We start from the raw sequence: 23543 nt of genomic DNA on the forward strand, positions 1-23543 counted from the left end.
AGACTACACCTTTGGTGCCGTTTACTGTATGCTACAAAATCAATATGATAAGCAAATTTGCGTATCCGCAGTATGTTACGATGGTTCGGGGTTCCTGAGGGATCGTCACCGGTCGGCGCGAGCTGCCGCGCAGCCAATTCATTCGCCAGGACGGGGTAGAAAGCCATGGGAGACAAGAGACGAATCGTCATCGCTGAAGACCACACCATTCTGAGGGAGGGGCTCCGAATGCTTCTTTCCTCAAATCCCGATTTTGAAGTTGTGGGGGAGGCACAGGACGGTCTGGACGCCGTTCGACTGGCTGAGAGCCTGAAGCCGGATCTCATGCTGATGGATCTTTCCATGCCGCGCATGAACGGGATGGGAGCGATCCAGGAGATCAAGAAACAGTGCACGGCGACCAAAATTCTGGTACTGACCGTCCACAAGTCGGAGGAATATATCCTGGCCACACTCAAGGCCGGAGCGGACGGTTACGTGCTCAAGGATGCCACTCACAGCGAGTTGATGCTTGCCATCGAATGCGTTTTTTCCGGAAAATCCTACCTCAGCCCGAGCATATCCGAAAAGGTCATCGAAGGTTATCTCGAGGGGCGCAAGACGATCAAATCCAGCACTTCCTGGGACACGCTCACTCAACGTGAAAAAGAGATCCTGAAGATGATCGCCGAGGGATACAAGAACAAGGACATCGCGGACTACTTGTGTATCAGCGCCAAGACCGTCGAAAAGCACCGCGCCAATCTCATGAAAAAGCTCGATCTGCACAGCGCTTCCTCGTTGACTGCCTTCGCCATGGAAAAAGGCCTCATCACCAAATAATACCGGCTTGCCTGGAAAACGGATTCCAGGATGAATCGGTTTGCATGCTTCGGGGTGTCGCCCGATACGTGTGAATCACGCGGGAAATGGATTCCCGGGGGAACCTGCGCTCTTGCTTCGCGGGGGTTGTCGCGGGTGCGATGGGCAAGTGAGTACAAAACGGCAACACCGGGCGTGAGAGCATGAAGCTCTGCCCTGCAATTGCGCAGCTCATGGGAGCGGGTTTGTCCCCGCCTGTGTCACCTTCCGCCGATCCCTCGTTCCGGAATCCTGAACACAAACCGGCACAACCGCCTTTCCACCGTGTATTCCCGCATTTCCGTCGGCAGGCCGAGCCCGGCGTGTTTCCGCCGCCGGTCCGCCCCGGTCGGACCTTCACTCACTGCGACACGGCGGGAGTGCCGTGATGATTCCTATTGAAGGGCCGCCAGCGCGGTGCCGATTCGATCGAACCCCTCCTTCAGATCGTCCATCGACAGCGCATAGGAGATGCGGATGCACCGATCCTCTCCGAAGGGGCTTCCGGGCACCACGGCGACGTGTGCTTTCTCCATAAGGTAGTCGGCAAGGTCGAGCGAATTCGCAATGCTTGCGCCCCCCACCTTCCTGCCGAAGTAAGCGCTGAAATTGGGAAAGACATAGAAAGCGCCCGCGGGAGTCGGACACGTGACGCCGTGCAGCTCGCCGATCCTCGCAAGCACATATCGGGACCGCTCCTCGAAGGTTCGCACCATCTGGTCGACAAGACGCCGGTCGCCGTTGAGGGCGGCCAAACTGGCATATTGGGAGATGGAGGTCGGATTGCTGGTCGATTGCCCCTGGATCTTTGTGGCGGCGCGAATCACTTCCTCATTTCCGATCAGGTAGCCGATTCTCCACCCCGTCATGCAGTAGGTCTTGCTCACTCCGTTGATGATGAAACACCGGTCGATCATCCGTTCGTCCACCATGGCAAGGTTGGTCCACTCACGGCCTCCGAACAGGATCCGACAGTAAATGTCGTCACTGGCGATGAGCACACCGGGGTGACGGGCGAGCACCTCTGCCAGTCCCTTCAGATCCGAAGCGGTGTAGTGGGTCCCCGTCGGATTGCTCGGACTGTTGATGATAAAGAGCCGGGTGCGGGACGTGATGGCCTTCTCGAGTTGCTCCGGCTGCAATTTGAACGCGTTTTGCTCGGAGCACGGGACCGCCACCGGAACCGCCCCTGCCAGTTCCACCATGTCAGGATAGGAGACCCAGTAAGGAGAGGGAATGATCACCTCGTCACCCGGATCCAGGACGGCCTGAAACAGGTTGTACAAAGCGTGCTTCCCACCGCAGGAAATCAACACGTTTTCACGTTTGTATGTAAGGCCGTAGCCGTTCTCGATATCCCGGCAAACGGCGTCTTTGAGCTCGTCGATGCCGCCCACGGCCGTATAGCGCGTCTGACCGTTGCGCATGCTTTCCACGGCTGCTTCCTGAATGTGCGAAGGGGTATCGAAATCGGGTTCGCCGACACCGAAGTTCACCACGTGAACACCACTCTGTTTCAGTGCCTTCGCCTTCGAATTGATGGTCAATGTGGCCGATGGTTTGATTCTTGATACTCTTTCGGCAAGCTTCATTGCCTTCCCCTTTTCTAAGAGTTGCAGGTCAGGTCTTCAGTGTAGTGCACGGCCGTCAGAAACAAACCATGCGCCGGAGCGGTCATCCCCGCGCGTTTGCGATCCCTGCTCGACAGGATGTCGAGGAACTCTTCGGGAGCCCGCACCCCTCTGCCCACCTCGACGATCGTTCCCACGAGATTTCGCACCATGTGCCTCAAGAAACCGTTTGCCTCGAATACGAGCCTCATTTCCCCATTTTCCAGGCAGTCCAGGTCGGCCCTTCGAATGGTCCGCTCCGTCGATTTCACCTTGGAGCCGGATGCCATGAAAGCCGCGAAATCATGCCGCCCCAGCAGGCTTCCGAGACATTCGCGCATGCGCTGCGGTTCCAGCGGCTGGGGAACGTGCCATGCATATCGGCGCTGCAGGGCGGATCGTATGGGCCTGTTCAATATGTGGTACTCGTAGGTCTTCCCCGTGGCGGAAAAGCGCGCATGAAAGGACTCGGCCGCCACCTCGGCGTGCAGCACGACGATGTCGGGCGGCAGGAGGCTGTTGATGCCGCGCAGAATCTCCTCGGGCCTCAACCGGGTGTGGACGTGGAAGTTCACGACCTGGCCGCAGGCATGGACACCCGCGTCCGTCCGGCCCGATGCACGAACACCGACGGGCGATTGCAGCATGACCTCCAACCGGGATTCGAGCACCTCCTGGATGGTCAGCACCCCCAGCTGTCTTTGCCATCCGTGGTAGTGAGAACCATCGTATTCCAGGATGAGCTTGAAGTTTTTTCTTTCCGGGAGATCGTACTGGTTCATCGTCGTGACATCACGGGAATGCTTTCGGGTTGAGGGGGAGACCATCGGGGGCGTGCGCTTCTGCGCCCCTTCGGACGTCCCGCAATCCGCGGCATATCGAGGCGATCAGGGTTGCCACGGAGCATCCTGCAGTCCGCAGTCTTCCGGAAATCCGCACATGATGTTCATGTTGCAGATCGCCTGACCCGAAGCACCGCGGGTCAGGTTGTCGATGACCGCGATCAGGACCGCGCGACCTGTCCTCGAATCAAGCCGCCAGCCGATGTCGCAATAATTGCTGCCTCTCACCTGCAACGTCGTCGGCATTTCGGCGCGACACAAACGAACGAACCGGGCATTCCGGTAGAAGGACTCATAAGCAGCGCTGATGTCCTCCGGCGTCACTCCTTGAATCACGGTCGCGTACACGGTACTCAGAATCCCCCGGCTCATGGGGACGAGATGAGGCGTGAACGTGACGGCAAGCTTCTCTCCCGCAAGGCGGCTCAGTTCCTGCTCGATTTCGGGCGTATGCCGGTGTTCGCCGACTTTGTAGGCTTTGAATCCATCATTGACTTCACAGAAATGAACGGTCAGGGAGACCCCGCGCCCCGCGCCGGACACGCCGGACTTGGAATCCGCGATCAACGTGCGGGGGTCCGCCAGTTTCCCGGCGACAAGGGGGGCTGCCGCAAGAATGACACTGGTGGGATAGCATCCCGGGTTGCCGACCAGTCGAGCGTTCCGGATCTCCTCCCGGTGGAGCTCCGGCAGTCCGTACACCGCTTCCTTCAGCAGTTCCGGGGTCTTGTGCGGCTCATACCAGGCTTCGTACACGGCTGCGTCAAGAAATCGATAGTCGGCGCTCAGATCGACCACCTTCGCTCCTCCCTTGAGGAGATCCGGGATCATATCCATGGCCGCCCGGTGGGGCAGAGCGGTGAAAACCAGATCGGCCTCGGCCGCCAGCCGTTCGGGGTCCGGCTCCTCGAACACCAGGTCACAATGCTTGCGCAGCGCCGGGTAGACTTTGTCGAGCCTCTGTCCCCGATGGACCCGCGAGGTGATCATCTTCAGTTCGGCATGGGGATGTCGATCGAGCAAACGCACAAGCTCGAATCCCGTGTAGCCGGATGCGCCGGCAATGGCAACCCGCAGCATAGCTTTCCTCTCGTACAATAAAATGTAGGGGGACACGCATCGCGCGCATCACCCCTATGATATGTTTGCGGCAAACCGGCGGCCGCAACGTTTCAACGTCGCCTGGAGCAGCCTTCAGGATGGCGTGATGCCGGGGGTTTCCGACAGTCTCCGTGATCCTGCCATGAACTGCAACGGGGAAGTCTCTCTACCGCTTGGAATACTGGAATCTTGCCCGGGCGCTTCGACGGCCGTATTTTTTCCGTTCCTTGACCCTCGAATCCCGCGTGAGAAATCCAGCTCTCTTGAGTACCTCTCGAAACTCCGGATTAAACTCCAGAAGGGCCTTGGAGATACCGTGACGGATCGCCCCCGCCTGGCCGGACCCGCCTCCGCCCAACACGTTCACGGTTACGTCCAGCTTGCCGAAGGTGCCCGTTAGAACCAGGGGCTGGTAAATGACCATTTTGCTGGTTTCGCGATCGATATACTCCTCGATCGTTCTCTTGTTGATGGTCACGGAGCCCGATCCCGGCTTGAGCCAGACCCGAGCGACCGCAGTCTTCCGTTTCCCCGTTGCGTAAAAACGCTGATCCGCCATCGCTGAACTCTCCTGCTATTCTTATTGTGCTACAAGGCGATCCTCGTCGGTTGCTGAGCTTCATGCGGATGCTCGGCGCCCTTGTAGACCTTGAGCTTCTTGATGAGCTTCCGGCCGAGCCGGTTCTTGGGAAGCATGCCCCACACCGCCAATCGCAACAGCTTCTCCGGATTGCCGGCATTGAGCTTCCGCGCACTCTGCACTTTCACCCCACCCATGTAACCGCTGTGGCGATAGTACAGTTTCTGGTCCCATTTATTTCCGGTCAGCTGCACCTTGTCGGCGTTGATCACCACCACAAAGTCCCCGAGGTCCACGTGGGGGGTAAATGCGGGCAGGTGCTTTCCTCTCAGCCGCATGGCGATACGGCTGGCGAGTCTTCCCAGCACCTGGTTCTCGGCATCCACCAGGATCCATTTGCGCTGACTTGCTTCAAACTTCGCGCTGATTGTCTTCATTGACGGCTCTCCGCATCTAAAATAAGTCAAACCCGAAGCAGTGATGTATAAAAGATCGGGTTTCCAATGTCAAGAGCGTTCTTGCAGGCAGGACCGAACCGCGTCGCAATTTTCGACGGGACCCGGGCGCCGTCCGCCAGTCGTCACGGCAGACCGGAGGGACTCTCTCCCGTCTTGTAGCCGAAACTGCCCACCAGGTTGCCCAGACCGAGCAGGTTGAGCGAAACGATCACCCGCTCGTCGTTGTCTTCCTTCTCAAAGGCCACGCCGAGGGCCCAGCATCCGCGCAGGTACTTTATCCCGTAGCCTTGCTTGTAAATCGTGCCCTGGTCGAAGGAGTAATCATGGTACGTGTTCAAATACAGGTTTGAAAACGTCTTGAACACGATTTCCGTGGTCAGCTCGTTGACGGGCATGTCCTCGCGGAACTGGTAGTCGAACCGCACCGCGTGGCCTTTCCCATCGTCCAGGGTCAGCAGGAAATCCTGGTGGTAGCCGTTGGGTGAGTCCGAATAAAGATTGGCATCGTAGGACAGCGTGAGGTAGCGCTTCGGCATGAGGTCGATCCGCATTCCCACGGATGTGAACCCCTGCTCCTCGCCGAAATTGAAAAATGCTTCGTCGGGCGGCGGGTCTTCGATGTTGAACAGCTGGTACAACTTCAACCGCGCGAATTCACGATAGCTTGTGACCGAATTCCCTTCGGAATCCTGCCGAACCTCCTTGGCCGTGAGGAACGTGGTGAACCCGTATCGCAAGGCGTTTCTCGCCTGATCCTGGTCCAGTCGATCGAACCGCGGGATGTCTCCCTGGATGGCCTCCGGGACGTACTCATACACGACCTCGGGCCGTATGGCGTGCTCCAGCGCCACATAGTCGCCGATCTTGATCGGATACACCCGATTCAGCCGCGTGCTCATGTCCATCCGCACATCGGTCAGGAACCTCCCCTGCAACTGGTTGAGAGAGCTGTCGCCCCCCCAGTCGACCCAGTACGAGGAGGCGCGCATCCCCACCGAAGGCTCGATGTCAATGTAGTTCTTGTAGTGCATCGGGTAGTGGACGCGCGGATACACGTCCAGGCGGTCCCCTTTGTAGCCTTCCCTGCGCCAGTAGTTGACCAGCGAGCTGTCGAACGTGTAATAGACCGGCAACCGCTCGATCCAGGACGGGATGACATTGAACGATACCGCAGGCAGCCGCTCGAACGTGAATTCGTCCCGGGAATCGTCAAGCTGTTCCCAATAGCGGATGTCCAGGCCGACCAGTGTCGACTCCGTCCTCTTGTCCAGGTACAAAGCGGATTCACGCGTCAAGGACGTTTTGTCGTCGAGTATGCCGCGTCCGAAGTAGTCGCGAAACACCTTGTTGGAATAGTCATAGGAGACCGATCCTTTCGTGAACTCCTGGAGAAAATTCCGGTCGCTCACGTAGTCGAGGTTCAAACGCGCCTCGATTTCCCCCGGCAAATCGAAATTGTGCCTGGCCCTCACCCAGTAACGGTCCCGGGTCTGGAAAGGGTAGCCCTGGTCGAACAGGAAGTCCTTGTCGGCCTGGTCCCGCAAATAGTTGACCGCCCAGACCCCTTCGCCCCATGTCCGGTGATTGATGCGATACTCGGCGCCGGCCATGAAGCCGCGCTTCTCCATGTAACGGGCGAAAAGCGTCGCGTCCATGTCCCCCCGCATCGCCCAATAGAACGGAATCTCAAAATCCGCTCCATCCAGCTTGGAGTAACCGGCCCAGGGCAGCAGGAACCCGGACTGTCTCCTCTGGTCCACCGGAAGCGCGATATAGGGAGAGTAGAAGACGGGAAAATCCCTGATCCAGAAAGAGGTGTGGGTAGCCCAGGCAAAACCGTTCAAATTGACGTTCATTTCGTCGTACTTGATTTTCCAGTCCGAATTGGCCGGATCGCAGCTCGTCAGAAAGCCTTCCTTCATTTCGAACTGGTGGGGACCGATCTTGGTGATGTATTTCCCCTCCGCGTACAACTGATTCTCGGCAAAATAGATGAGACCGCCGTCCAGCCACCCCGTTTCCATGTCCAGGTTCCATAGAACGTATTCGCCCTTCAGCCAGTTCCTTCCGTACTGGAGAAATACATGTCCGCGCAGTTCCGCCTGCCTCTTTTCCATGTCCACGGTGGCCCAGTCGGCCTGGATGACACGTTCATGCGATGTGATCCGAACGCCGCCCTCCGCCGTGTAGACCTGTTTGGACTGGTCGTAGGCAATGCTCCCGGCTTCGATTCTCCATGTCCCCTGGACGGTTCCCAGAAAGCTTTCGCGGCTGAATCCGAGGGTTGTGACGCTCTTTGGCTCGGCAGCGCAGGGAACCGCGATCATGTGGAGAACCGAGGCAACCACGGTGAAGAGAACCGCACACATTGCGAGGTGTCTGGAATGGCTCATAGCTGCTCTTGATCAGGTTGTCTCGAATTTTTGGGTGCTCGTCGTCCCGGAAGCCTCACATCAACCCGGAACAGCGGTTCAGTCACTCACCTTTCGATGGGCTCGCCGAACAATTCCTTCACTTCACCCGCAAAATAGAGCGAACCCGTGATACAGATCAAATCGTCCGGCCCGGCAAATCGGCCCGCCTGCTGTATCGCCTCCGCCACATCGGGAATCACACAGTGATTTCCGGCATACGGCCTGGCCAATTGCCGCAGTCGATCCGCCTTCGCCGCTCGCGAATACCTGGGCTGGGTGAATATTGCCGTTTCGGCCAGGGGCAGCAACCGTCGAAAGATGCCGGCAATGTCCTTGTCTTCCATGATGCCCATGACCAGGTGAAGCTTCTGGTAGGTGAAGCAATTCCTCAGCGCGTCCCTCAGGGATTCGGCTCCCTGGGGATTGTGGGCGCCATCCAGAACAATGAGCGGTCTCCGGCCGAGGACCTCGAGTCGCGCCGGCCAGCGAACCGCTGAAAGGCCCAGTTCGACGGCACCGGAATCGATATAAAAATCCCCCTTCTCCTCGAGCACCTCGAGTACCGCTATGGCCAGGGCTGCATTGCGCACCTGATGCACCCCGGGCAGGCTGATCTCCAGGGAAGGCCAGTCCCATTTCAACCCCTGGTATCGGGCTGCCCCGCCGGGTCTTCTTCTCGCTTTGAATTCCTTGCCCAGCCGGTATAGAACGGCGCGCTTTCGCTGGCAGGTCGCCGTCAGGACACCGTGGACCAGGGGCTGCGTGACCCCGGTTACCACCGGCACCTCTTCCTTGATGATGCCGGCCTTCTCCCTGGCTATCGAGGACAGTGTAGAGCCCAGATATTCCTGATGATCGAAAGTGACATTCGTGATCACCGAAACCCTGGGATGAATCACATTGGTGGCGTCCAGCCGTCCGCCCATCCCCGTCTCGATGACCGCCCATTCCACATTCTCTTCCGCAAACAACAGCAGTGCCATGGCCGTAACCACCTCGAAAAACGTCGGCGGTTCCCGGTCGTCGATCTGCTTTCTCACTTTTTCAAATATCGCAAGGATGCGATCGATGCGCACCTCCCGCTCGTCGATACGAAACCTCTCGGTAAAGCGCACCAGGTGAGGCGAGGTGTACAAACCGACCCGCACCCCGTGTTTCCTCAACATGCTGGACAGCATGGCCGCGGTCGAGCCCTTGCCGTTCGTTCCCGCGATATGAATACAACGAAGACTGCGATGAGGATTCCCCAGCCGCATCAACAGGTTGTTCGTGGAGTTGAGCCCGAATTTGATGCCGTGTTTCTGCAATCCGAACAAATAGTCCACGGAATCTTGGTACTCGGAAAGCGACATCTCAAGCATTCCTCGATCACCCCTCATCGGACGATATTATTGCTTCAGGCCTTTGCCGCCTCGTGATGAGAACTTTCGGATGTCATTTCGGCGAAAGCCGGAACCCGGGAGATCACGCTTTCCCCGGCCTTTGCGCCTGTCTTGGACGCCGATCCGGGGTTCGCCAGGATGATGACTCGCGCTGATGAGATTCTTCCAACGGCAACATTAATTACCCCCCAAGGCGGCAGAAAATCGTCGCCGCGGAGGTTTTCATCTATTACCACATTTCCGCCACGTTCGAAACGATCATTATTCCCACCCCATGATACCGATTCGCGTTCAAGCCCTCGGAACAGGGAATCAGTGAACGGGGAGAAAGACGGGGGCAAGCCCCACTGTGATCCGCGCATTAGGGGCGCAGGGCTTTGTACCCTCCCGTCCGATGTTGCCGGTTTGAACGCGACTCCTTTGCTCAGGCACCCTCGTCATGCGCGGCGGATGAAAACAGGTTCACCTGGAACCCCGTTTTCCGAGCACGCCGATACACAACGACCCGCGGTCGCGCGTTCCATCCGAAACGGCAGGACCCTGCGCCGAGACCGGAAATGCCCTGCAGCCCGGAATATCCGGTCCCCTTTCGTCTTTCGCCCCGCCGGTGGTTGAAATGATTTGAATTGTCCCGGGGCCTTTGCTAGATAGTATCGTTGTCGCAAGCTTGTGCGCCGGGTCGAGATATCCCCGCATGCCGTGCGCTGGAGGAAACGAGTCCTGCCAATGCGCTTTCCTCGGGGGAGATACGGCATGTTCTCCGCGGGGGGGGGAGGGGATCGCGTCTCTTCGGATGTGCACCGGACGATGTTCTTTCTCCATATAACAACCGAGAGAAAAGGTGAGTGTCGTGGCGGGAAGCGGCGGTGGCCGTGGAACCGCGGAGCCATTCACCCGGGAGGGGACCTTCCCGGGGCGTGTCTATTTTCGGCCGGCACGCGCGTGATTCGGGAACACAGCCGGAAACCCCGGGATACCTTAGCTACCGCTCCAGAGGGATACCCATCATGACGATCAGCAACACGATCATCTCCATCATGACCGCCGATCTCAAGCCGAAAGACCTCAAAAAGCAGATGGCCCTCATCCATGAGCTCGGCAACTTTCTTTCAGCCTCCCTCAGCCTCAGGGAAATGCTGGAAGGAGCCATCTGGAAAGTCCTGGCTCATTTCGACCTCGACGCAGGCAGAATCTACCTGATGCATGAGAGCGGCCTCTACCTGGCCCTGGCCGCGGCCATCGGAACGGATCCCAGGGGCATGGAAAAAATCAACCGGAATGAAGGTTTCACCGGGAAAGCCGTCCGTAACAGGGCGTTTATCGCCCAGCACGTCTCCGAGCTCGAGGAAGAAGACCGGATGTCGCTGCTCATACGCAAGGGTTTCAAGGTCGTGATCTGCATCCCGCTCATCGTCATGGACAACATAACCGGCGTCATGAACCTGACGGCCAACAGGGATATCGAACTGGATCAGGAGGAGATCGATCTCCTGATCACCGTGGCAAACCATATCGCCATAGCCGCACACCACGCCAAGCTGCAGAAGGAAATCGAAAACCGGGAAAAGACCATCGACTTCCTGCGCACCCAGCTGCAGAATATTCCCAAGCCTTGAAGTGCCGTCGTCCCGACATGCAAGGAACGTCGCGCTCATCCCGGCCGCGCAAGGCACGGGGCGACACCGCTTCCCGATCCCTCACTTGAAACGGATCCTCCCCGGCTGAAAGCGTTTCCAGGCCGGCTTCCCCCGTCGCGCAAGCACTCGGGTCTCGCATGGAAACTCAAGGCGGAAAGCGGGGCCGGACCTGTCCCGCAACGCTCACTGCCAGGTTTCGCTTCTGAGTATCCGTTGCTTTTCGTCCACAATTTTCAACTCGTCATTGATCCTCTGGATGGCCCAGATGTTTTCCGCTTTTCCCGAAACCGATTTTTCGTCATTGCGGACGCTGAAAGAGGTGATGAACTTGGCAATTTTCACATCCTGCTGGTCGGTGACGATCAGCACCACGTTCCCGTCGATGGACGACTCGATCGTATCCCACCTTCGGAAGTAGTGCTCCTTGTCCTTCCGGACGAACTCCCTGCTCACCGTCCCTTTGGAATAGTAGTCGACCTTGTCCGCGTAACAGGACAGCACCGCACTGATGTCCTTTTCCGCGACGGCATCCATGCAGCCCTCGACGAATTCGACGATTTCCTCTCTGCGAATGGAGGTTGCGCGGTCGACAACGGGAGGAACGGGCGGTTCCGCTCGGGAAGCGGCCCCGGGCGGCACCCCGGAGGGTGCGGAAGGCGATTCCTCCACCTCATCCGGCGGAAGCCGGCGGCCGGTTGCGACAGCACCCTTCGGCTCCCCGCTCACGGGCGGCTCCGGGGTGAATTGTCTCCGCTCGTCGGTTTCATCCCCGTACTTCGATGTCTCGTCCCCCCGATCCGCCCGGGGAGGGTGTGCCGAGGGTTCGTTTTTCGAGGGAACGATGTCCACCAACAGAGGATGCTTGTCCCTGGTCAAATCGGCGGTGGCGGAGTAGGTGATGCTCGCTTTCCTGCCTATGAGCTTTTGAGCGGCGGCGGCAAGCGCATCGCTCCTTTGCTTGCTCGTTTCCGGGTCGAAATAAAACACGATGTTGGGTACGTAGACCCCGTACTTGTCGACACGAATGACCGAGGCGTCCATTGTGCCCTGAGTCCGGGCGGGCCTAGCCTCCGCGGCCTCCACGACGTGAACGATGGCCAGGCACGACCCGAGCCAGCATATAATACTTAAACCACCCATGCATATCAGCAGTCGCGGTTTCATGATCTTCCTTCCCGATCGCGGTGAGATTTCTTCTTTTATCCAGTGTATCGTTTCAGCAGGAGAATTGAAAATCCCGGGCGGTCGCCCCCCGGCTCAGTCGTTCAGAAGCGCCTCGATTTCCGGCAGTGTTCTTTCCTGCCAGTCTCTTTCGAACAGCCTGCGGAGGTGAAAAGCGATGCTTCGGTGCACTTCGGACCCGGACACATCCTTTCCCAGGAGCCTGGATATGGAGGTCATTTCGACCCCTTTCAATCCGCAGGCGTCGATCAACCCGAAGTATTCGAGATTCGTGGTGCAGTTCAGTGCGATACCATGATAGGAAACCCACCTGCTGACCGCTATTCCGACGGAAGCGATCTTGTCGCCTCCGACCCACACGCCCCGGTTCTTGCCGTTGCGTCTCCCCTTGATCCCGAAGTCGCCGAGTACGCCGATGACAAGACTTTCGAGCGCCGACACGTAATCCGCAAGGCTCAGACCGCTTTCACGCAGATGAAGGATGGGGTACACCACTGCCTGGCCGGGACCGTGATAGGTGACGTCCCCGCCCCTTTCGACCTGGACGACGGGGATTCCCATTCTTTCCAGATCCTCCGGCGACGCTTTCAGGCAAAGCCTGTTTCCGCGCCGTCCCAGGGTAATGGTGTGAGGATGCTCCACGAGGAGTACCGTATCGGGCACCACATCGATGACCCTTCTCGCGTGAAGCCGCTTCTGGAGGTCCCGGGAGCGGTTGTAATCAAGCATGCCGAGATTGAGGAGAAACGCCTTCCGAAGCATTTGACCCTCGAGGAAAAGACACCGTCGGATTCCCGCCTTCGACCGAATCGGCGGATGTTGCGGGCAGGATTCCCGGCGGGTTTCGGGCATTCCTTGCAGGGAAGAGCCTTAATTCATGCAACCGGTTGCGTCGGCCCGGCGTGGAGGTTCCCGTGTCCTTCCGGCTTTATGTGAAAGACCCCTGCTCCTTGAGTCTGATGGCGACGGGCAAGCCGATTTCCAACGACAGCTCGTCGGAGAGCTTCTGAGAGAGCTTCTGCATTTCCTTGATCTCATCGGAAAAGATGCTCTCGTTCACGCCCAGGGAAACCTCGAGGTATTCCATCATCTGCTGTTTCACAGCCATGAAACGATAGAGAGGGGGTTCGAATCCCAGTTCACGCGTGAGAATGTGAAAGATTTGTTTGTGATAGACCTTCACGCCGCGAATCACCATCATGTCGTCGGCGCGATAGGGCAGCCATTCCACGCGTCGCAGAGTGCGTCCGCAGGGACAGGCGCCGTGCAGAAGCCGGACCCGGTCTCCGGTGCGAAACCGAATCAAGGGATAGGCGCGCGTGGTCAGGGTCGTAAGTACCAGTTCGCCTTCCTCGCCGGCCTTCACGAGTTCCCCGGTATCGGGATTGACGACTTCGATCAGGAAGTGGTCCTCACTGACATGGAGCCCGTTGCGCTCCTCGCACTCGAATCCCAAAGCCGGTCCCGGCACTTCGTTCAGTCCATGGTGCAGCCACGCGCGCACATGGAGCTGCTCCTCCAGATTGCCCCGGACATTGTCTCCGGGAGCGTCACCCACGAGGATGAGCGTCTTGAGGGCGAGCTCGTTGGGATTCAGGTTCGCCCGGAACAGGTGGTAGACCAGTTGCTCCGCCCCCGACGCGCTGGTGACGAGAACGGAAGTCTTGTAGTCCTTCAGGATCATCAACTGCTTTTCGGGGGGCAGTGTGGTCATCGGAATGACGCCGGCGCCCACGGATTCCGCCCCGTCCTTGTAGTCGCGCCCCCAGTTGGCCAGGCCCGGGTCGAGCTCGACCTGCAGAATGTCCGTGGAGGACACACCGGCGGCCGTCAATGCACGTGCCACCAGTTCCCTCCAAATCAGCAGATCCTTTTTCGTGTAGCCGCTCACCACCGGCAGAGGGCCGTTGCCGCGCGCGGTGTGGATGCGCACGATATCGCGCAGGGGCACCGCAAAGAGGCCGTAGGGGTAATTCTCACTGAAATGGCACGGCTCGATGAACGGAATGCGGGACAGGTCCTCGATGCTTTCCACTACGGAAGGCTCAACCCCGTGCCGGGCAAAATGATTCCGGTAGAAGGGAACGTTGTAGGCTCGGTTGAGCGCGCTCTGCAGACGCTCCATCTGCTGCTGGAGTCGCTCGTCCGCATCGTAGCATTCATCCCTGCGATTCCAGATGGGCATGATCAGGCCCTCCCTTCGTAGAATTCACGATAGTCCTTGCCCAGGTACGCGCGCTTGACGTCATGGTCCGTGAGCAGTTCCGAAGCATTGCCGTCGAGAATCACCTTCCCGTTCTCCAGAACGTAGCCTCGGTCCGCGATCTGCAACGCGGCGCGCGCGTTCTGCTCGACGAGCAAAACCGTCATTCCCTGCCCTTTGAGCTGGACGAGCACGTCGAGGATCAACCGCACCAGGAAGGGAGCCAGCCCCATGGAAGGCTCGTCGAGCAGCAGCAGACGGGGGCGTGCCATGAGCGCACGGCCGATGGCGAGCATCTGTTGTTCCCCGCCCGAAAGCATCCCCGCGGGCTGCTTCATCCTTTCCTTCAATACCGGGAACAACTCGAGCACGGTGCCGAGGTCGCCCTCGATCTCCCGATGCTCCTTTTTCCGGTACCGGACGTACGCACCCAGCTTCAGGTTGTCGATGACGCTGAGCGGCGGGAACAGCATCCTTCCTTCGGGAACGAGGCTGATTCCCATCTTGACGATGTCAGGCGGCTTCAACCCGCTCAGCGATTGCTTCTCGATCAGGATTTCGCCGTTCCACTGGGGATGCAAACCGCAGATCGCGTTGAGCAGTGTGCTCTTGCCGGCCCCGTTCGCTCCGATGAGGGCAATGATTTCCCCCCGGCGCACGGAGAGGCTCACACCGCTGACCGCGCGGATCCGTCCGTAAAAACACTTGAGGTTGCGAATACGCAACATGGCTCTCAACTCCTGGAATACGCCGGGTTCCACGTCCGCATTCCCCGCACTAGTCGGCACCCAGGTAGGCGGAGATTACCGCTTCATTGGCCTGGACCTCCAGCGGCGTCCCTTCCGCCAGTTTACGCCCCTGGTGCAGCACCAGGATCCGGTCGGAGATCGACATGATCAGGGACATGTCGTGTTCCACGAGCAGCAGGGTGATACCGCGTCCGCGGATCTGTTCGAGCAGTTCTCCGAGACGCTGGGTTTCCACGGCGTTCAGACCTGAAGCAGGCTCGTCCAGCAACAACAGGGCGGGTTCCACGGCCAGCGCCCGGGCGATCTCAAGAAAACGCTGCCAGCCGAAGGGAAGATCCGAGCTGCGATGGTCGGCCAGTTCTTCCAGCCCCACGAAGCGCAACAGCTCCATCGCGTGTTCCCGTGCTTCACGTTCCTCCCGGCGCACGCGGGGAAGACGCGTGACGGCCCCCCAGAATCCGCAGCGCGTCTTCACATGGCGGCCGACCAGCACGTTTTCGAGTGCCGTCATGGAACCGAACAGCTCGACGTTCTGAAAAGTACGCCCGATCCCGTAGCCCACCCGCTCGTGAACGCTCCGCCCCGAAACCTTGCGGTCCCGAAACCGGATGGTGCCTTCATCGGGATCGTACGACCCGGTAATGATGTTGAAAAGCGTGGTCTTTCCCGCCCCGTTCGGCCCGATCACCGCGTGAATCGCTCCGGGGGAGACCTCGAATGAGAGGTTGTAGAGGGCCTGGATTCCGCCGAAGGATTTGGACAGCGATTCAACTGTTAATAGAGGCGGATTTTGAGGCTTTTCGGGTTCTTGCACCTTCATAGGCATCCATTATCCCACGGGTGAGCCCTTGCGGGAGGAAAATCATGATCACCATCAGGATGAGGCCGTACACGATCATTTCAGAGTCGGCGAAGGCCTGCAGAAACTCAGGAAGAACCGTCAGCAGGGAGGCTCCGAGCAAAGAGCCCCAGATGCTCGCCATGCCGCCGATGACCACCATCGTCACGATGCGCACGGATACCAGGAAGTCAAACGACCCCGGACTGATGAAATTCACCAGGTGCGCATATAGAAACCCGGCCAGCGCGGCGAAAACCGCACTCAGCACGAAAATCTGTATTTTCAGCCGGCTGGTGTCGATGCCCATCGCGGCCGCGGCCTGCTCGCTGTCGTGAATGGCCCGCAGCCCGCGCCCCACGCGTGAATCGACCAATCGCTCGCACAGCAGCAGGCAGACCAGCACCACAGCCCAGACCAGGTAGAAATAGTTCCTTGCGGAAGCAAAGGAAATCGGTCCCAACTCGAGCGAAGGTATTCCGACCAGCCCCGAATCCCCTCCCGTGAAGCGACTCCACTCACGAAAAATGATATAGCCGATCATCCCGAATCCGAGCGTGCCCATGCCCAGGTAGAAGCCCGACAGCCGAAGCATCGGCAGGGCCACCAGGAACGCGATGACCACGGTCAGGACGACCGCCACGGGCAAGGCCAGCCACGGGGACCAATTCAAGTGAACGGTGAGGATCGCCGTGGCATAGGCCCCCAAGCCGTAGAATGCGGCATGACCGAGGGAAATCTGGCCCGCGTAGCCCATCAGCATGTTGAGGCCGAGGGCCAGCAGCGTGTTGATGCCGATGAAGGTCAACAGCTGGAAATGGTATGCGTTGGAAACGGACAGTCCCACCACCGCGATGACAAGTACAAAAAAGGCATTTCTCATTTCGAGTCGCACGCCTGCTTTGATGTTCCGTTCAGAACCATGCCTCCAGCCGCATCCAAATCGTTCATCATCCCGCTGCACCACCGCCGGGAGCGTGTCGGGAAATGACGCTCTTCCGAAAAAACCATTGAACGAGCGGGCGCGGCACACCCGGGCGGGCGCCGACCCGCTAGAACCTTTTCACCACTTTCGCCCCGAGTATCCCTCCCGGACGGACATAGAGAATGCCCAGGAGCAAAACGAAGGCGATGGCATCCTTGAGGCTCGAGGAGAAGAAACCGACCCCGAAGGCTTCCAGCAGCCCCAACAGGAGGCCCCCCAGCACCGCCCCGAGAGAGCTGCCCAATCCGCCGAGCATCGCGGCACAGAAGCCTTTCAGGCCGAGTGTCATCCCCATGTCGTAGCTGCTCATCGAGATCGGCGCGATAAGAATGCCTCCTATCGCCCCCATTCCCGCGCTCAGCGCGAAAGCCAGCAGCACCAGTCTTTCGCTTGGAATGCCCTGGAGCCACGCCGCTCTCTTGCTGATGGCGCAGGCCAGCATGGCCTTTCCGGTAAGCGTCCTGCGGTGGAAGAACTGCAAGCCGAAGACGATGAGCAAAACCGCGGCCAGAATAAACAGGCTCTGGGGCAGAAGCGTGGCGCCGGCAACTTCAAATGCGCCCTGGCGTGAGAAGGCGGGCGAGCTGTACGACTCCTTGCCCCATCCGATCATGCCCGCTCCCCGCAGGAAAATGGACGCTCCAATCGTCACGATGACAAGAACGATCGGGTGAGGTTTGCGCACATTGCGTATCGCCGCCCGCTCCAGGAGCAACCCGACCGCGGACACCCCGATGGTGGAAAGCACAATGGCGGCCGGCAGCGGCAGCCCCGCTCCTTTCCACAGGGAAATCATGCCCAGCGCGCCCAGCATGACGAATTCCCCCTGGGCGAAATTGATCAGACCCGTCATGCTGAACAGCATGGAAAATCCCAGGGCGATAATGGCGTAGACCGAGCCATTGGTGACCCCTGAGAAAACGTACTGAAGAAACTCCTGCATGATGCCTCTGAGACCCATCCGCGGCCGCTCGCCCGCGTTTGCGTTTCAGCCGGGCGAGCCCGTCGCCCGGCTTCCGCTCTATTGATCGATCACCTTGAACTTCCCGTTCTGAATCTGCACCATGACGAAGGCGTCCGGACCAAGGCCGTTATGATCCTGAGGGGAGAAATTGAATGTACCGGTCACTCCGACGAGTCCCCTGACTTCCTCGATTCTCTTGCGCACGGCGTCCTTCTTTCCCTCCGTGCCTTCCAGCGCCTTGGCCAGAATCATCATGGCATCGTAGGCATACCCGCCGAACGGCGACACGGGCTGTTTGAAACGACCGGTGAACTGTTCCACATAGCGTTTGAGCACGGCCTTCTGCGGATCGGAGTCGGGAAGCTGGTCCGTCACCAGTATCTTGCCGGCCGGCAGAACAATGTTTTCCGCCGCCTCCCCCGCAAGCTCGACAAACTTGGGAGAAGCCACCCCGTGGCTCTGGTAGAGCGGGATCTTGAATCCCATCTGCTGAAAGTTTCTGGCGATGACCGCCGGACCGGGGTTGGTGCCCCAGCAGATCACGGCCTCGGGCTGGGCACTGCGGACTTTCGTCAGCTGCGCGGTCATATCGGTATCCTTGGCGCCGAAGGTTTCAGCCTGCACCACCTGTATGCCGAATTTCGGGGCCTGCGCCGTCAACTGGTCGCGCCCGCTTTCGCCGTAGGCGCTCTCCACCGTGATGATCCCCACTTTCTTTATATTCTTCTTCTGCATGTGCCCATAAATCGCCGCCACCGCCAGGACATCGCTCTGAGCCGTCTTGAAGACCCAGGGCTTCACCGGCTCCGTGATCAGGATACCGGCCGCGCAGCTGATCAGGGGGACAGGCTGTTTCTCGGCCAGGGGCACGATGGCGAGAGTGGTGGGCGTGAGGCTTGGACCGATGATCGCGATGACGTTATCCTTGGTCATCAGCTTGCTCGCGTTGAGGTTCGTCTTGCCGGGATCGCCCTCGGTGTCGTAAATGACCGCCTCCAGAAGGTGCCCGTCGATTCCGCCCCGGGCGTTGATCTCGTCAATCGCCAGTTCCAGGCTTTTCTTCTCGGGGTCTCCCAGGAATGAGCTTGGACCGGTTACGGAAAAAAGCCCGCCGATCTTGTACGGCTCCTTGCACCAGGCTGCGGCCGGAACGACGAGCAGACCGATCAGCAATACCGCCAACGATTTCCCGATCAATGACATCGTGCGATTCATGACTCCCCCTTCTTCCCGTCAATACGGGGTCAAACCTACACTTTTCACAAATCCCCATGAGCCGTAGACTCACGACGAAGCAGAAAAACCTCGGGCCGATGGGATTCACGTACCACGCGGGCACCCTCGAACGATGAAAATCGGCCCCACGGCCGCGTCATTCGAAGCCGCCCGATGCTCCTTTTCCATGTGATCCGGCAATCCGGACAACGTTCCGGACCCGGGCATTCGAGGAGATGAGGGGGCGGCTCCCGACCCAACAGACCGCTCCGTTCCCGGAGCTCCGGCGACAAATGCCGTCCTGCCGGCATATCGGCCATTGGCCGTCTTCACTCGTCTGACGCGCCGCTCCGTTGCACCCGGCAGCGCAATCCGGCGCTACATCGCGTAGAGCCTGTTCCCTTCGATCACCTTTACGCCGTTGTCCTGAAGCACCTTGATCGCGTCATCGAGATTGTCGAAACGAAAAATGATCACGGCATTGTTGCCGCTCTGCTGAACGAAAGCGTACATGTACTCCACGTTCACATTCGAGCGGTGAAGAATGTCCAGAATCCGGTGCAGTCCGCCCGGCCGGTCGTCAACCTCCACAGCCACCACATCCGTCTTGCCCACGGTGAACCCGTGCTTCTTCAATGCTTCCTTGGCCTTGTTGTTGTCGTTCACAATAAGCCGCAGAATGCCGAAATCGGAAGTGTCGGCGAGCGAGAGCGCTCGGATGTTCACACCGGCTTCCGACAGGATACGCGTGACCTCCGAAAGCCTTCCCGCCTTGTTTTCCAAAAAAACCGAAATCTGTTCTGCCCGCATTTCAGGCTCCTTTCCGTCCTTCTAAATCTTCCGATTGTCGATGACCCGAACGGCTTTGCCTTCGCTTCTGGCGATGCTTTTCGGTTCAACCAATTTCACCTTGGCGGATACTCCCAGGTACTCCTTGATGTTTTTGGCGATGGCCTTCTCCAGTTGCTGCAACCTGCGGACTTCGTCCGAAAAGAGCAGCTCGCCGACCTCCACCAACACCGTAAGGATATCCAGATTGTCCTCGCGATCCACGACGAGCTGGTAGTGGGGCTCGACCCCTTCCGTCTCCATCAGAACGCTCTCGATCTGCGACGGGAACACGTTGACCCCCCGGATGATCAACATGTCGTCGGTACGCCCGCTCACACGATGCATCCTGATGTGCGTGCGCCCGCAGATGCACGGTTCGGCATTGAGCGACGTCACGTCCCGGGTTCGGTAGCGGATGATCGGGAAAGCCTCCTTGGTGATCGAGGTGAACACCAACTCGCCTTTTTCGCCGTGAGGCAGATTCTCACCGGTGACCGGGTCGATGATCTCGGGGATGAAATGATCCTCGAAAATGTGGAGGCCCTTCTTGGCCTCGAGGCATTCTATGGACACCCCCGGTCCGATCACTTCACTGAGGCCGTAAATGTCGAGTGCATTCAGATGGAGTTTGCGTTCGATTTCCTCACGCATCTGCTCGGACCAGGGTTCGGCGCCGAAGATCCCCGACTTGAAATGCAGGTCCTTGAAATCGACTCCGACTTCCCGGGCGACTTCGGCAAGATGCAGGGCATAGGACGGCGTGCAGGTCAGGATTGTGGGTGCGAAATCCTTCATGATCATGATCTGGCGCTTGGTATTGCCGCCGGAGATAGGGATCACCGAAGCCCCGAGCCGTTCGGCCCCGTAATGGATCCCGAGTCCCCCCGTGAAAAGGCCGTACCCGTAAGCGTTATGAATGATGTCGCCGCGCGAGGCGCCTCCGGCGGCAAGGGCGCGCGCCATCAACTCGGACCACGTGAGGATGTCCCTGGCGGTATACCCCACCACGGTGGGCTTGCCGGTCGTTCCCGACGAAGCATGAATGCGAACGACGTTGTCCATGGGCACCGCAAACATTCCATACGGATAATTGTCGCGCAAATCCTGCTTGTACGTGAATGGAAGACGGCGCAGATCCCGAAGGCTCTTGATGTCGGCCGGCGTGATTCCCACCTCCTGGAATTTCCGACGATAGAAGGGCACCGTCGCGTAAACCTTTTCCAGGGTGGATTGCAGGCGGCGCAGCTGAATGGCCTCGAGCGCCTCCCGCGGCATTGTCTCGTACTCCATGTTGTGAATCATCCTTGCTTTTCCTCCGTGATGAGAGTCGGACCCGGGCCCCAAAAAAAACAAGCCGTGGGTTCGTGAATCCACGGCTCAAGAAAACAAAACCATGGATGCCGCTTTGTTGCGCCTACCCATGGTGTTGGTCAAATGTCAGGTCCGATTCAGCCTACTTTGCCCCCATAGGTAGGCCTCGAAAAGAAGAAGCCTCCTCCGAAAAGAAAGCTGCTAAAGTAGAAGAACCGGGAATTCATTTTTCGCTCCAATGCTTCAATATTCAAGCCCTTACTGCTTACCTGATTCACGAATGCCTGTCAAGCAAAATGGACCGAAAAGACGGGCTCTCAGGAATTGCCCTTTGCAGGCTCAGCCTTGCTCCCTTCCGCGGCAGGGGCCGCCCGGAGCCGCACGCGGGCCAGTTCGTCCTCCAGAAGAGCCGAGTCCGGATACGCGCCCTCCGTTTTCAAAGCGGCTTCAAATTCTTGTGCCGCCCTTGCGAAATCCCCCTTTTTCCCGTAGAGCCTGGCGAGGTTCCAGGAAATCACGCGGCTGTAACTCTCAAAGCCTTCCCTTTTCATTTCATTCCATTGTTGCAGCGCGTCGTCGATCCTGCCCCCGGCATCGTAGGCGATGGCCAACTGCTCCCGGGCAATCGGCCGCAGCGGGTGCCGCGGGTCGATTTCCTTGAGCATCAGATTGCCCTGCCTGACCGCATCCTCGTAACGCCCGACTTTCGTAAACGCCTGCAGCAGGTCGGCCCGGGCATTGATGACGATTTTCGTTCCCGGATGCGCTTGAATGAAGGCATCGAGCTCCGGGATGCGCTTTTCCCATTCCCCGGAACTCTCCCCATCCACCACGGGCAGTTTGCCGAGCAGTGCGACATATTCGGTCCGAGCGCGCGCCTCCAGGCTCTCCCGATACGCGGTCACGCCCCAGACGGCGCCGGCCAGCGCCACCAGCAGGACCACCCCGCCGATGAGGTACCGCGCGTTCTTCTCAAACCACAAATCCCAGCGCTCGGAAAGACTCAGCAGAGCCGCGTCCTTGCCGGGCGTCTTCTTGGCGACTTTGATTTTCTTGAGCCCCAAATTCATCTCTCCTTGGGTGAAATTCCGACCGCCTTGAAGAGTCTACGGCCGGTTGCATGATCTTACACCTCAGAAAGCGTCCTGCCCATCCCAAAGCGTTCCAGGATCCTGTCGATGATCGACGTGGTGGACGCATTCGGGATCAACGGAATGCGAACCACCCGCCCTCCCTTTGCCGTTACGACATCGGCGCCGACAATCCGGCCCTCCGCCCAGTCCGCCCCCTTGACCAGGACATCCGGCTCGAGGGCGACGATCAGAGGCAATGGGTCGGGGGTGTCAAACAGGACAACATGGTCGACGCACTGGAGCGCCGCGAGGACTTCACTTCGCTCCGCCTGGCCGGTCACGGGACGTCGTGGCCCCTTGATCTCACTCACGGAACGGTCGGTGTTGACGCCGACGATGAGCACGTCTCCAAGGGAGCGCGCCTCCTCGAGGTAGCGTACATGGCCCAGGTGAAGCAGGTCGAAACAGCCATTGGTGAAGACAATGCGCCTGCCTTCCTGGCGATGGCGGGAACAGACAGCCTGGAGCTCGCGAAGGTCTGTGATTTTATCGGCGGCCCTCATTTTCCGGCCACACTTCTCTGACTTTCCATCGACTTCCTGAGGTCTTCCTCGATGCGGGCCAACTCGGCCCCGCTCATTCCGGGATACAAACTGATATCTTCCCAGTCGACGGCATCGACCAATCCTTCCCGAAACATTTTGACCCAGAAGAGAAGGCTTTCCTCCGTGGCTTTTTCGACCCGTATGATTCCAGGGTCTTCCACGTACAACTCACCCTTGAACATTTTGCGCAAATGATGTAAAGCCGCCCTCCCGATGCCGGCCCGCTTGGGACCCAGCACCTCGAAGATGTACAAGGATATTTCCTTCTTCCCTTCTTCCGTAAGGCACAGGCTCAGTTGTCCTCGATAGCATCCGGGATTCTCGAATTCGAGGACCTCCATCGGCCCGAAACCCTTCAGTATGGTCAACAGTTCCGGTACGGAAAGGTCGCCGTGCGCAGCTTTCCACTTGATGCCCTTCCACTCGACGACCGCCACTGATCCGACTCCGGTTCGTTTGGTCCGACTATCGGCACGAAGGTATCTTCACCTCCATATCAATGTGCACTTTTCGTTTCGCCTCCGACACGGCAAGCCTCAGATCTCTTTCCCAGGCTGGTTTCATCGAGTAGGAGCTCTTTTCGTCCCCGTTCTTGATGATCCGAAACGAGCTCAAAGGGGGGTTTCTTCTTGAGCAGTCCCTGCTCTCGAAGAAAATCACTCAATACCGGTTTCCTCGGTTCGTCACAATCGGGTAAATGCCAAATCTTTCCATCTCGGGGCA

22 protein-coding genes are annotated in these 23543 nt (G+C 58.7%); 2 read left to right on the forward strand and 20 right to left on the reverse strand.

Annotation, left to right across the window (positions count from 1 at the left end; genetic code table 11):
• Positions 1-165 precede the first annotated feature (165 nt).
• Entirely contained in the window at positions 166-822 is a 657-nt protein-coding gene (locus SFUM_RS08605; protein ID WP_011698521.1) for a response regulator, read from the forward strand.
• A gap of 413 nt (positions 823-1235) precedes the next feature.
• Here the strand turns inward: SFUM_RS08605 and SFUM_RS08610 are convergent, their stop codons facing one another.
• The 7 genes from SFUM_RS08610 to SFUM_RS08640 all read right to left on the reverse strand — a co-directional run bounded on the left by SFUM_RS08610 (position 1236) and on the right by SFUM_RS08640 (position 9197).
• A complete protein-coding gene (locus tag SFUM_RS08610) occupies positions 1236-2432 on the reverse strand; it encodes a pyridoxal phosphate-dependent aminotransferase (protein WP_011698522.1) in 1197 nt (398 codons plus the stop codon).
• 14 nt (positions 2433-2446) lie between these two features.
• On the reverse strand, positions 2447-3232 hold the full coding sequence (truA, locus tag SFUM_RS08615) for a tRNA pseudouridine(38-40) synthase TruA (RefSeq protein WP_011698523.1): 786 nt from the start codon (positions 3230-3232) through the stop codon (positions 2447-2449).
• Positions 3233-3337: 105 nt separating this feature from the next.
• Positions 3338-4372 carry an N-acetyl-gamma-glutamyl-phosphate reductase gene (argC, locus tag SFUM_RS08620; RefSeq protein WP_011698524.1) on the reverse strand — a complete coding sequence of 345 codons (1035 nt, stop codon included), beginning with the start codon at positions 4370-4372 and terminating at the stop codon, positions 3338-3340.
• 187 nt (positions 4373-4559) lie between these two features.
• On the reverse strand, positions 4560-4952 hold the full coding sequence (gene rpsI, locus SFUM_RS08625; RefSeq protein ID WP_011698525.1) for a 30S ribosomal protein S9: 393 nt from the start codon (positions 4950-4952) through the stop codon (positions 4560-4562).
• A gap of 29 nt (positions 4953-4981) precedes the next feature.
• On the reverse strand, positions 4982-5410 hold the full coding sequence (gene rplM, locus SFUM_RS08630; protein WP_011698526.1) for a 50S ribosomal protein L13: 429 nt from the start codon (positions 5408-5410) through the stop codon (positions 4982-4984).
• Between the two features lie 143 nt (positions 5411-5553).
• On the reverse strand, positions 5554-7824 hold the full coding sequence (locus SFUM_RS08635) for an LPS-assembly protein LptD (protein ID WP_011698527.1): 2271 nt from the start codon (positions 7822-7824) through the stop codon (positions 5554-5556).
• Positions 7825-7910: 86 nt separating this feature from the next.
• Entirely contained in the window at positions 7911-9197 is a 1287-nt protein-coding gene (locus tag SFUM_RS08640; RefSeq protein WP_041440186.1) for a bifunctional folylpolyglutamate synthase/dihydrofolate synthase, read from the reverse strand.
• A gap of 1037 nt (positions 9198-10234) precedes the next feature.
• Here SFUM_RS08640 and SFUM_RS08650 point away from each other — a divergent pair.
• A complete protein-coding gene (locus SFUM_RS08650; protein WP_041440189.1) occupies positions 10235-10843 on the forward strand; it encodes a GAF domain-containing protein in 609 nt (202 codons plus the stop codon).
• A gap of 204 nt (positions 10844-11047) precedes the next feature.
• Here SFUM_RS08650 and SFUM_RS08655 read toward each other — a convergent pair whose 3' ends face one another.
• The 13 genes from SFUM_RS08655 to SFUM_RS08715 form a co-directional block, all read right to left on the reverse strand.
• A complete protein-coding gene (locus SFUM_RS08655) occupies positions 11048-12028 on the reverse strand; it encodes a hypothetical protein (protein ID WP_011698531.1) in 981 nt (326 codons plus the stop codon).
• Between the two features lie 93 nt (positions 12029-12121).
• Entirely contained in the window at positions 12122-12808 is a 687-nt protein-coding gene (gene lipB, locus SFUM_RS08660; protein ID WP_011698532.1) for a lipoyl(octanoyl) transferase LipB, read from the reverse strand.
• A 166-nt stretch (positions 12809-12974) separates the two neighbouring features.
• The gene (locus tag SFUM_RS08665) at positions 12975-14231 is read right to left on the reverse strand and encodes a phenylacetate--CoA ligase family protein (protein WP_011698533.1); all 1257 of its coding nucleotides are present in this window, start codon (positions 14229-14231) and stop codon (positions 12975-12977) included.
• 2 nt (positions 14232-14233) lie between these two features.
• Positions 14234-14977: an ABC transporter ATP-binding protein gene (locus SFUM_RS08670; RefSeq protein ID WP_011698534.1), complete on the reverse strand. Its 744-nt coding sequence runs from the start codon at positions 14975-14977 to the stop codon at positions 14234-14236.
• Positions 14978-15026: 49 nt separating this feature from the next.
• Complete coding sequence (locus tag SFUM_RS08675) at positions 15027-15818, reverse strand: ABC transporter ATP-binding protein (protein WP_049766332.1); 792 nt, start codon at positions 15816-15818, stop codon at positions 15027-15029.
• A complete protein-coding gene (locus SFUM_RS08680; RefSeq protein ID WP_011698536.1) occupies positions 15766-16719 on the reverse strand; it encodes a branched-chain amino acid ABC transporter permease in 954 nt (317 codons plus the stop codon). The genes SFUM_RS08675 and SFUM_RS08680 overlap by 53 nt, the downstream gene beginning before the upstream one ends.
• A 169-nt stretch (positions 16720-16888) precedes the next feature.
• The gene (locus tag SFUM_RS08685) at positions 16889-17764 is read right to left on the reverse strand and encodes a branched-chain amino acid ABC transporter permease (protein ID WP_011698537.1); all 876 of its coding nucleotides are present in this window, start codon (positions 17762-17764) and stop codon (positions 16889-16891) included.
• Positions 17765-17842: 78 nt separating this feature from the next.
• The gene (locus SFUM_RS08690) at positions 17843-19000 is read right to left on the reverse strand and encodes an ABC transporter substrate-binding protein (RefSeq protein ID WP_011698538.1); all 1158 of its coding nucleotides are present in this window, start codon (positions 18998-19000) and stop codon (positions 17843-17845) included.
• 378 nt (positions 19001-19378) lie between these two features.
• The gene (locus SFUM_RS08695) at positions 19379-19810 is read right to left on the reverse strand and encodes an ACT domain-containing protein (protein ID WP_011698539.1); all 432 of its coding nucleotides are present in this window, start codon (positions 19808-19810) and stop codon (positions 19379-19381) included.
• 21 nt (positions 19811-19831) lie between these two features.
• Positions 19832-21133: a phenylacetate--CoA ligase family protein gene (locus tag SFUM_RS08700; protein ID WP_011698540.1), complete on the reverse strand. Its 1302-nt coding sequence runs from the start codon at positions 21131-21133 to the stop codon at positions 19832-19834.
• Positions 21134-21459: 326 nt separating this feature from the next.
• Positions 21460-22212 (reverse strand): YfgM family protein, encoded by a 753-nt coding sequence (locus tag SFUM_RS08705; RefSeq protein WP_041440192.1) that lies wholly within the window; start codon positions 22210-22212, stop codon positions 21460-21462.
• 56 nt (positions 22213-22268) lie between these two features.
• Positions 22269-22778, reverse strand: a complete 510-nt coding sequence (gene rfaE2, locus SFUM_RS08710) for a D-glycero-beta-D-manno-heptose 1-phosphate adenylyltransferase (protein ID WP_011698542.1) — start codon at positions 22776-22778, stop codon at positions 22269-22271.
• The gene (locus SFUM_RS08715; RefSeq protein ID WP_011698543.1) at positions 22775-23257 is read right to left on the reverse strand and encodes a hypothetical protein; all 483 of its coding nucleotides are present in this window, start codon (positions 23255-23257) and stop codon (positions 22775-22777) included. The genes rfaE2 and SFUM_RS08715 overlap by 4 nt, the downstream gene beginning before the upstream one ends.
• Positions 23258-23543: the final 286 nt, after the last annotated feature.

The organism is Syntrophobacter fumaroxidans MPOB, from assembly GCF_000014965.1.
Lineage (GTDB): Bacteria > Desulfobacterota > Syntrophobacteria > Syntrophobacterales > Syntrophobacteraceae > Syntrophobacter > Syntrophobacter fumaroxidans.

What these genes read in the sequence shown, in the direction of transcription:
- SFUM_RS08610 (WP_011698522.1), bottom strand. Translation starts at nt 2,432, where the DNA reads ATGAAGCTTGCCGAAAGAGTATCAAGAATCAAACCATCGGCCACATTG.
- SFUM_RS08640 (WP_041440186.1), bottom strand. Translation starts at nt 9,197, where the DNA reads ATGTCGCTTTCCGAGTACCAAGATTCCGTGGACTATTTGTTCGGATTG.
- SFUM_RS08690 (WP_011698538.1), bottom strand. Translation starts at nt 19,000, where the DNA reads ATGAATCGCACGATGTCATTGATCGGGAAATCGTTGGCGGTATTGCTG.
- SFUM_RS08680 (WP_011698536.1), bottom strand. Translation starts at nt 16,719, where the DNA reads ATGAGAAATGCCTTTTTTGTACTTGTCATCGCGGTGGTGGGACTGTCC.
- SFUM_RS08685 (WP_011698537.1), bottom strand. Translation starts at nt 17,764, where the DNA reads ATGCAGGAGTTTCTTCAGTACGTTTTCTCAGGGGTCACCAATGGCTCG.
- SFUM_RS08700 (WP_011698540.1), bottom strand. Translation starts at nt 21,133, where the DNA reads ATGATTCACAACATGGAGTACGAGACAATGCCGCGGGAGGCGCTCGAG.
- SFUM_RS08675 (WP_049766332.1), bottom strand. Translation starts at nt 15,818, where the DNA reads ATGAAGGTGCAAGAACCCGAAAAGCCTCAAAATCCGCCTCTATTAACA.
- SFUM_RS08655 (WP_011698531.1), bottom strand. Translation starts at nt 12,028, where the DNA reads ATGAAACCGCGACTGCTGATATGCATGGGTGGTTTAAGTATTATATGC.
- SFUM_RS08695 (WP_011698539.1), bottom strand. Translation starts at nt 19,810, where the DNA reads ATGCGGGCAGAACAGATTTCGGTTTTTTTGGAAAACAAGGCGGGAAGG.
- SFUM_RS08670 (WP_011698534.1), bottom strand. Translation starts at nt 14,977, where the DNA reads ATGTTGCGTATTCGCAACCTCAAGTGTTTTTACGGACGGATCCGCGCG.
- SFUM_RS08605 (WP_011698521.1), top strand. Translation starts at nt 166, where the DNA reads ATGGGAGACAAGAGACGAATCGTCATCGCTGAAGACCACACCATTCTG.
- SFUM_RS08635 (WP_011698527.1), bottom strand. Translation starts at nt 7,824, where the DNA reads ATGAGCCATTCCAGACACCTCGCAATGTGTGCGGTTCTCTTCACCGTG.
- truA (WP_011698523.1), bottom strand. Translation starts at nt 3,232, where the DNA reads ATGAACCAGTACGATCTCCCGGAAAGAAAAAACTTCAAGCTCATCCTG.
- lipB (WP_011698532.1), bottom strand. Translation starts at nt 12,808, where the DNA reads ATGCTTCGGAAGGCGTTTCTCCTCAATCTCGGCATGCTTGATTACAAC.
- rpsI (WP_011698525.1), bottom strand. Translation starts at nt 4,952, where the DNA reads ATGGCGGATCAGCGTTTTTACGCAACGGGGAAACGGAAGACTGCGGTC.
- argC (WP_011698524.1), bottom strand. Translation starts at nt 4,372, where the DNA reads ATGCTGCGGGTTGCCATTGCCGGCGCATCCGGCTACACGGGATTCGAG.
- rplM (WP_011698526.1), bottom strand. Translation starts at nt 5,410, where the DNA reads ATGAAGACAATCAGCGCGAAGTTTGAAGCAAGTCAGCGCAAATGGATC.
- SFUM_RS08650 (WP_041440189.1), top strand. Translation starts at nt 10,235, where the DNA reads ATGACGATCAGCAACACGATCATCTCCATCATGACCGCCGATCTCAAG.
- rfaE2 (WP_011698542.1), bottom strand. Translation starts at nt 22,778, where the DNA reads ATGAGGGCCGCCGATAAAATCACAGACCTTCGCGAGCTCCAGGCTGTC.
- SFUM_RS08665 (WP_011698533.1), bottom strand. Translation starts at nt 14,231, where the DNA reads ATGCCCATCTGGAATCGCAGGGATGAATGCTACGATGCGGACGAGCGA.
- SFUM_RS08705 (WP_041440192.1), bottom strand. Translation starts at nt 22,212, where the DNA reads ATGAATTTGGGGCTCAAGAAAATCAAAGTCGCCAAGAAGACGCCCGGC.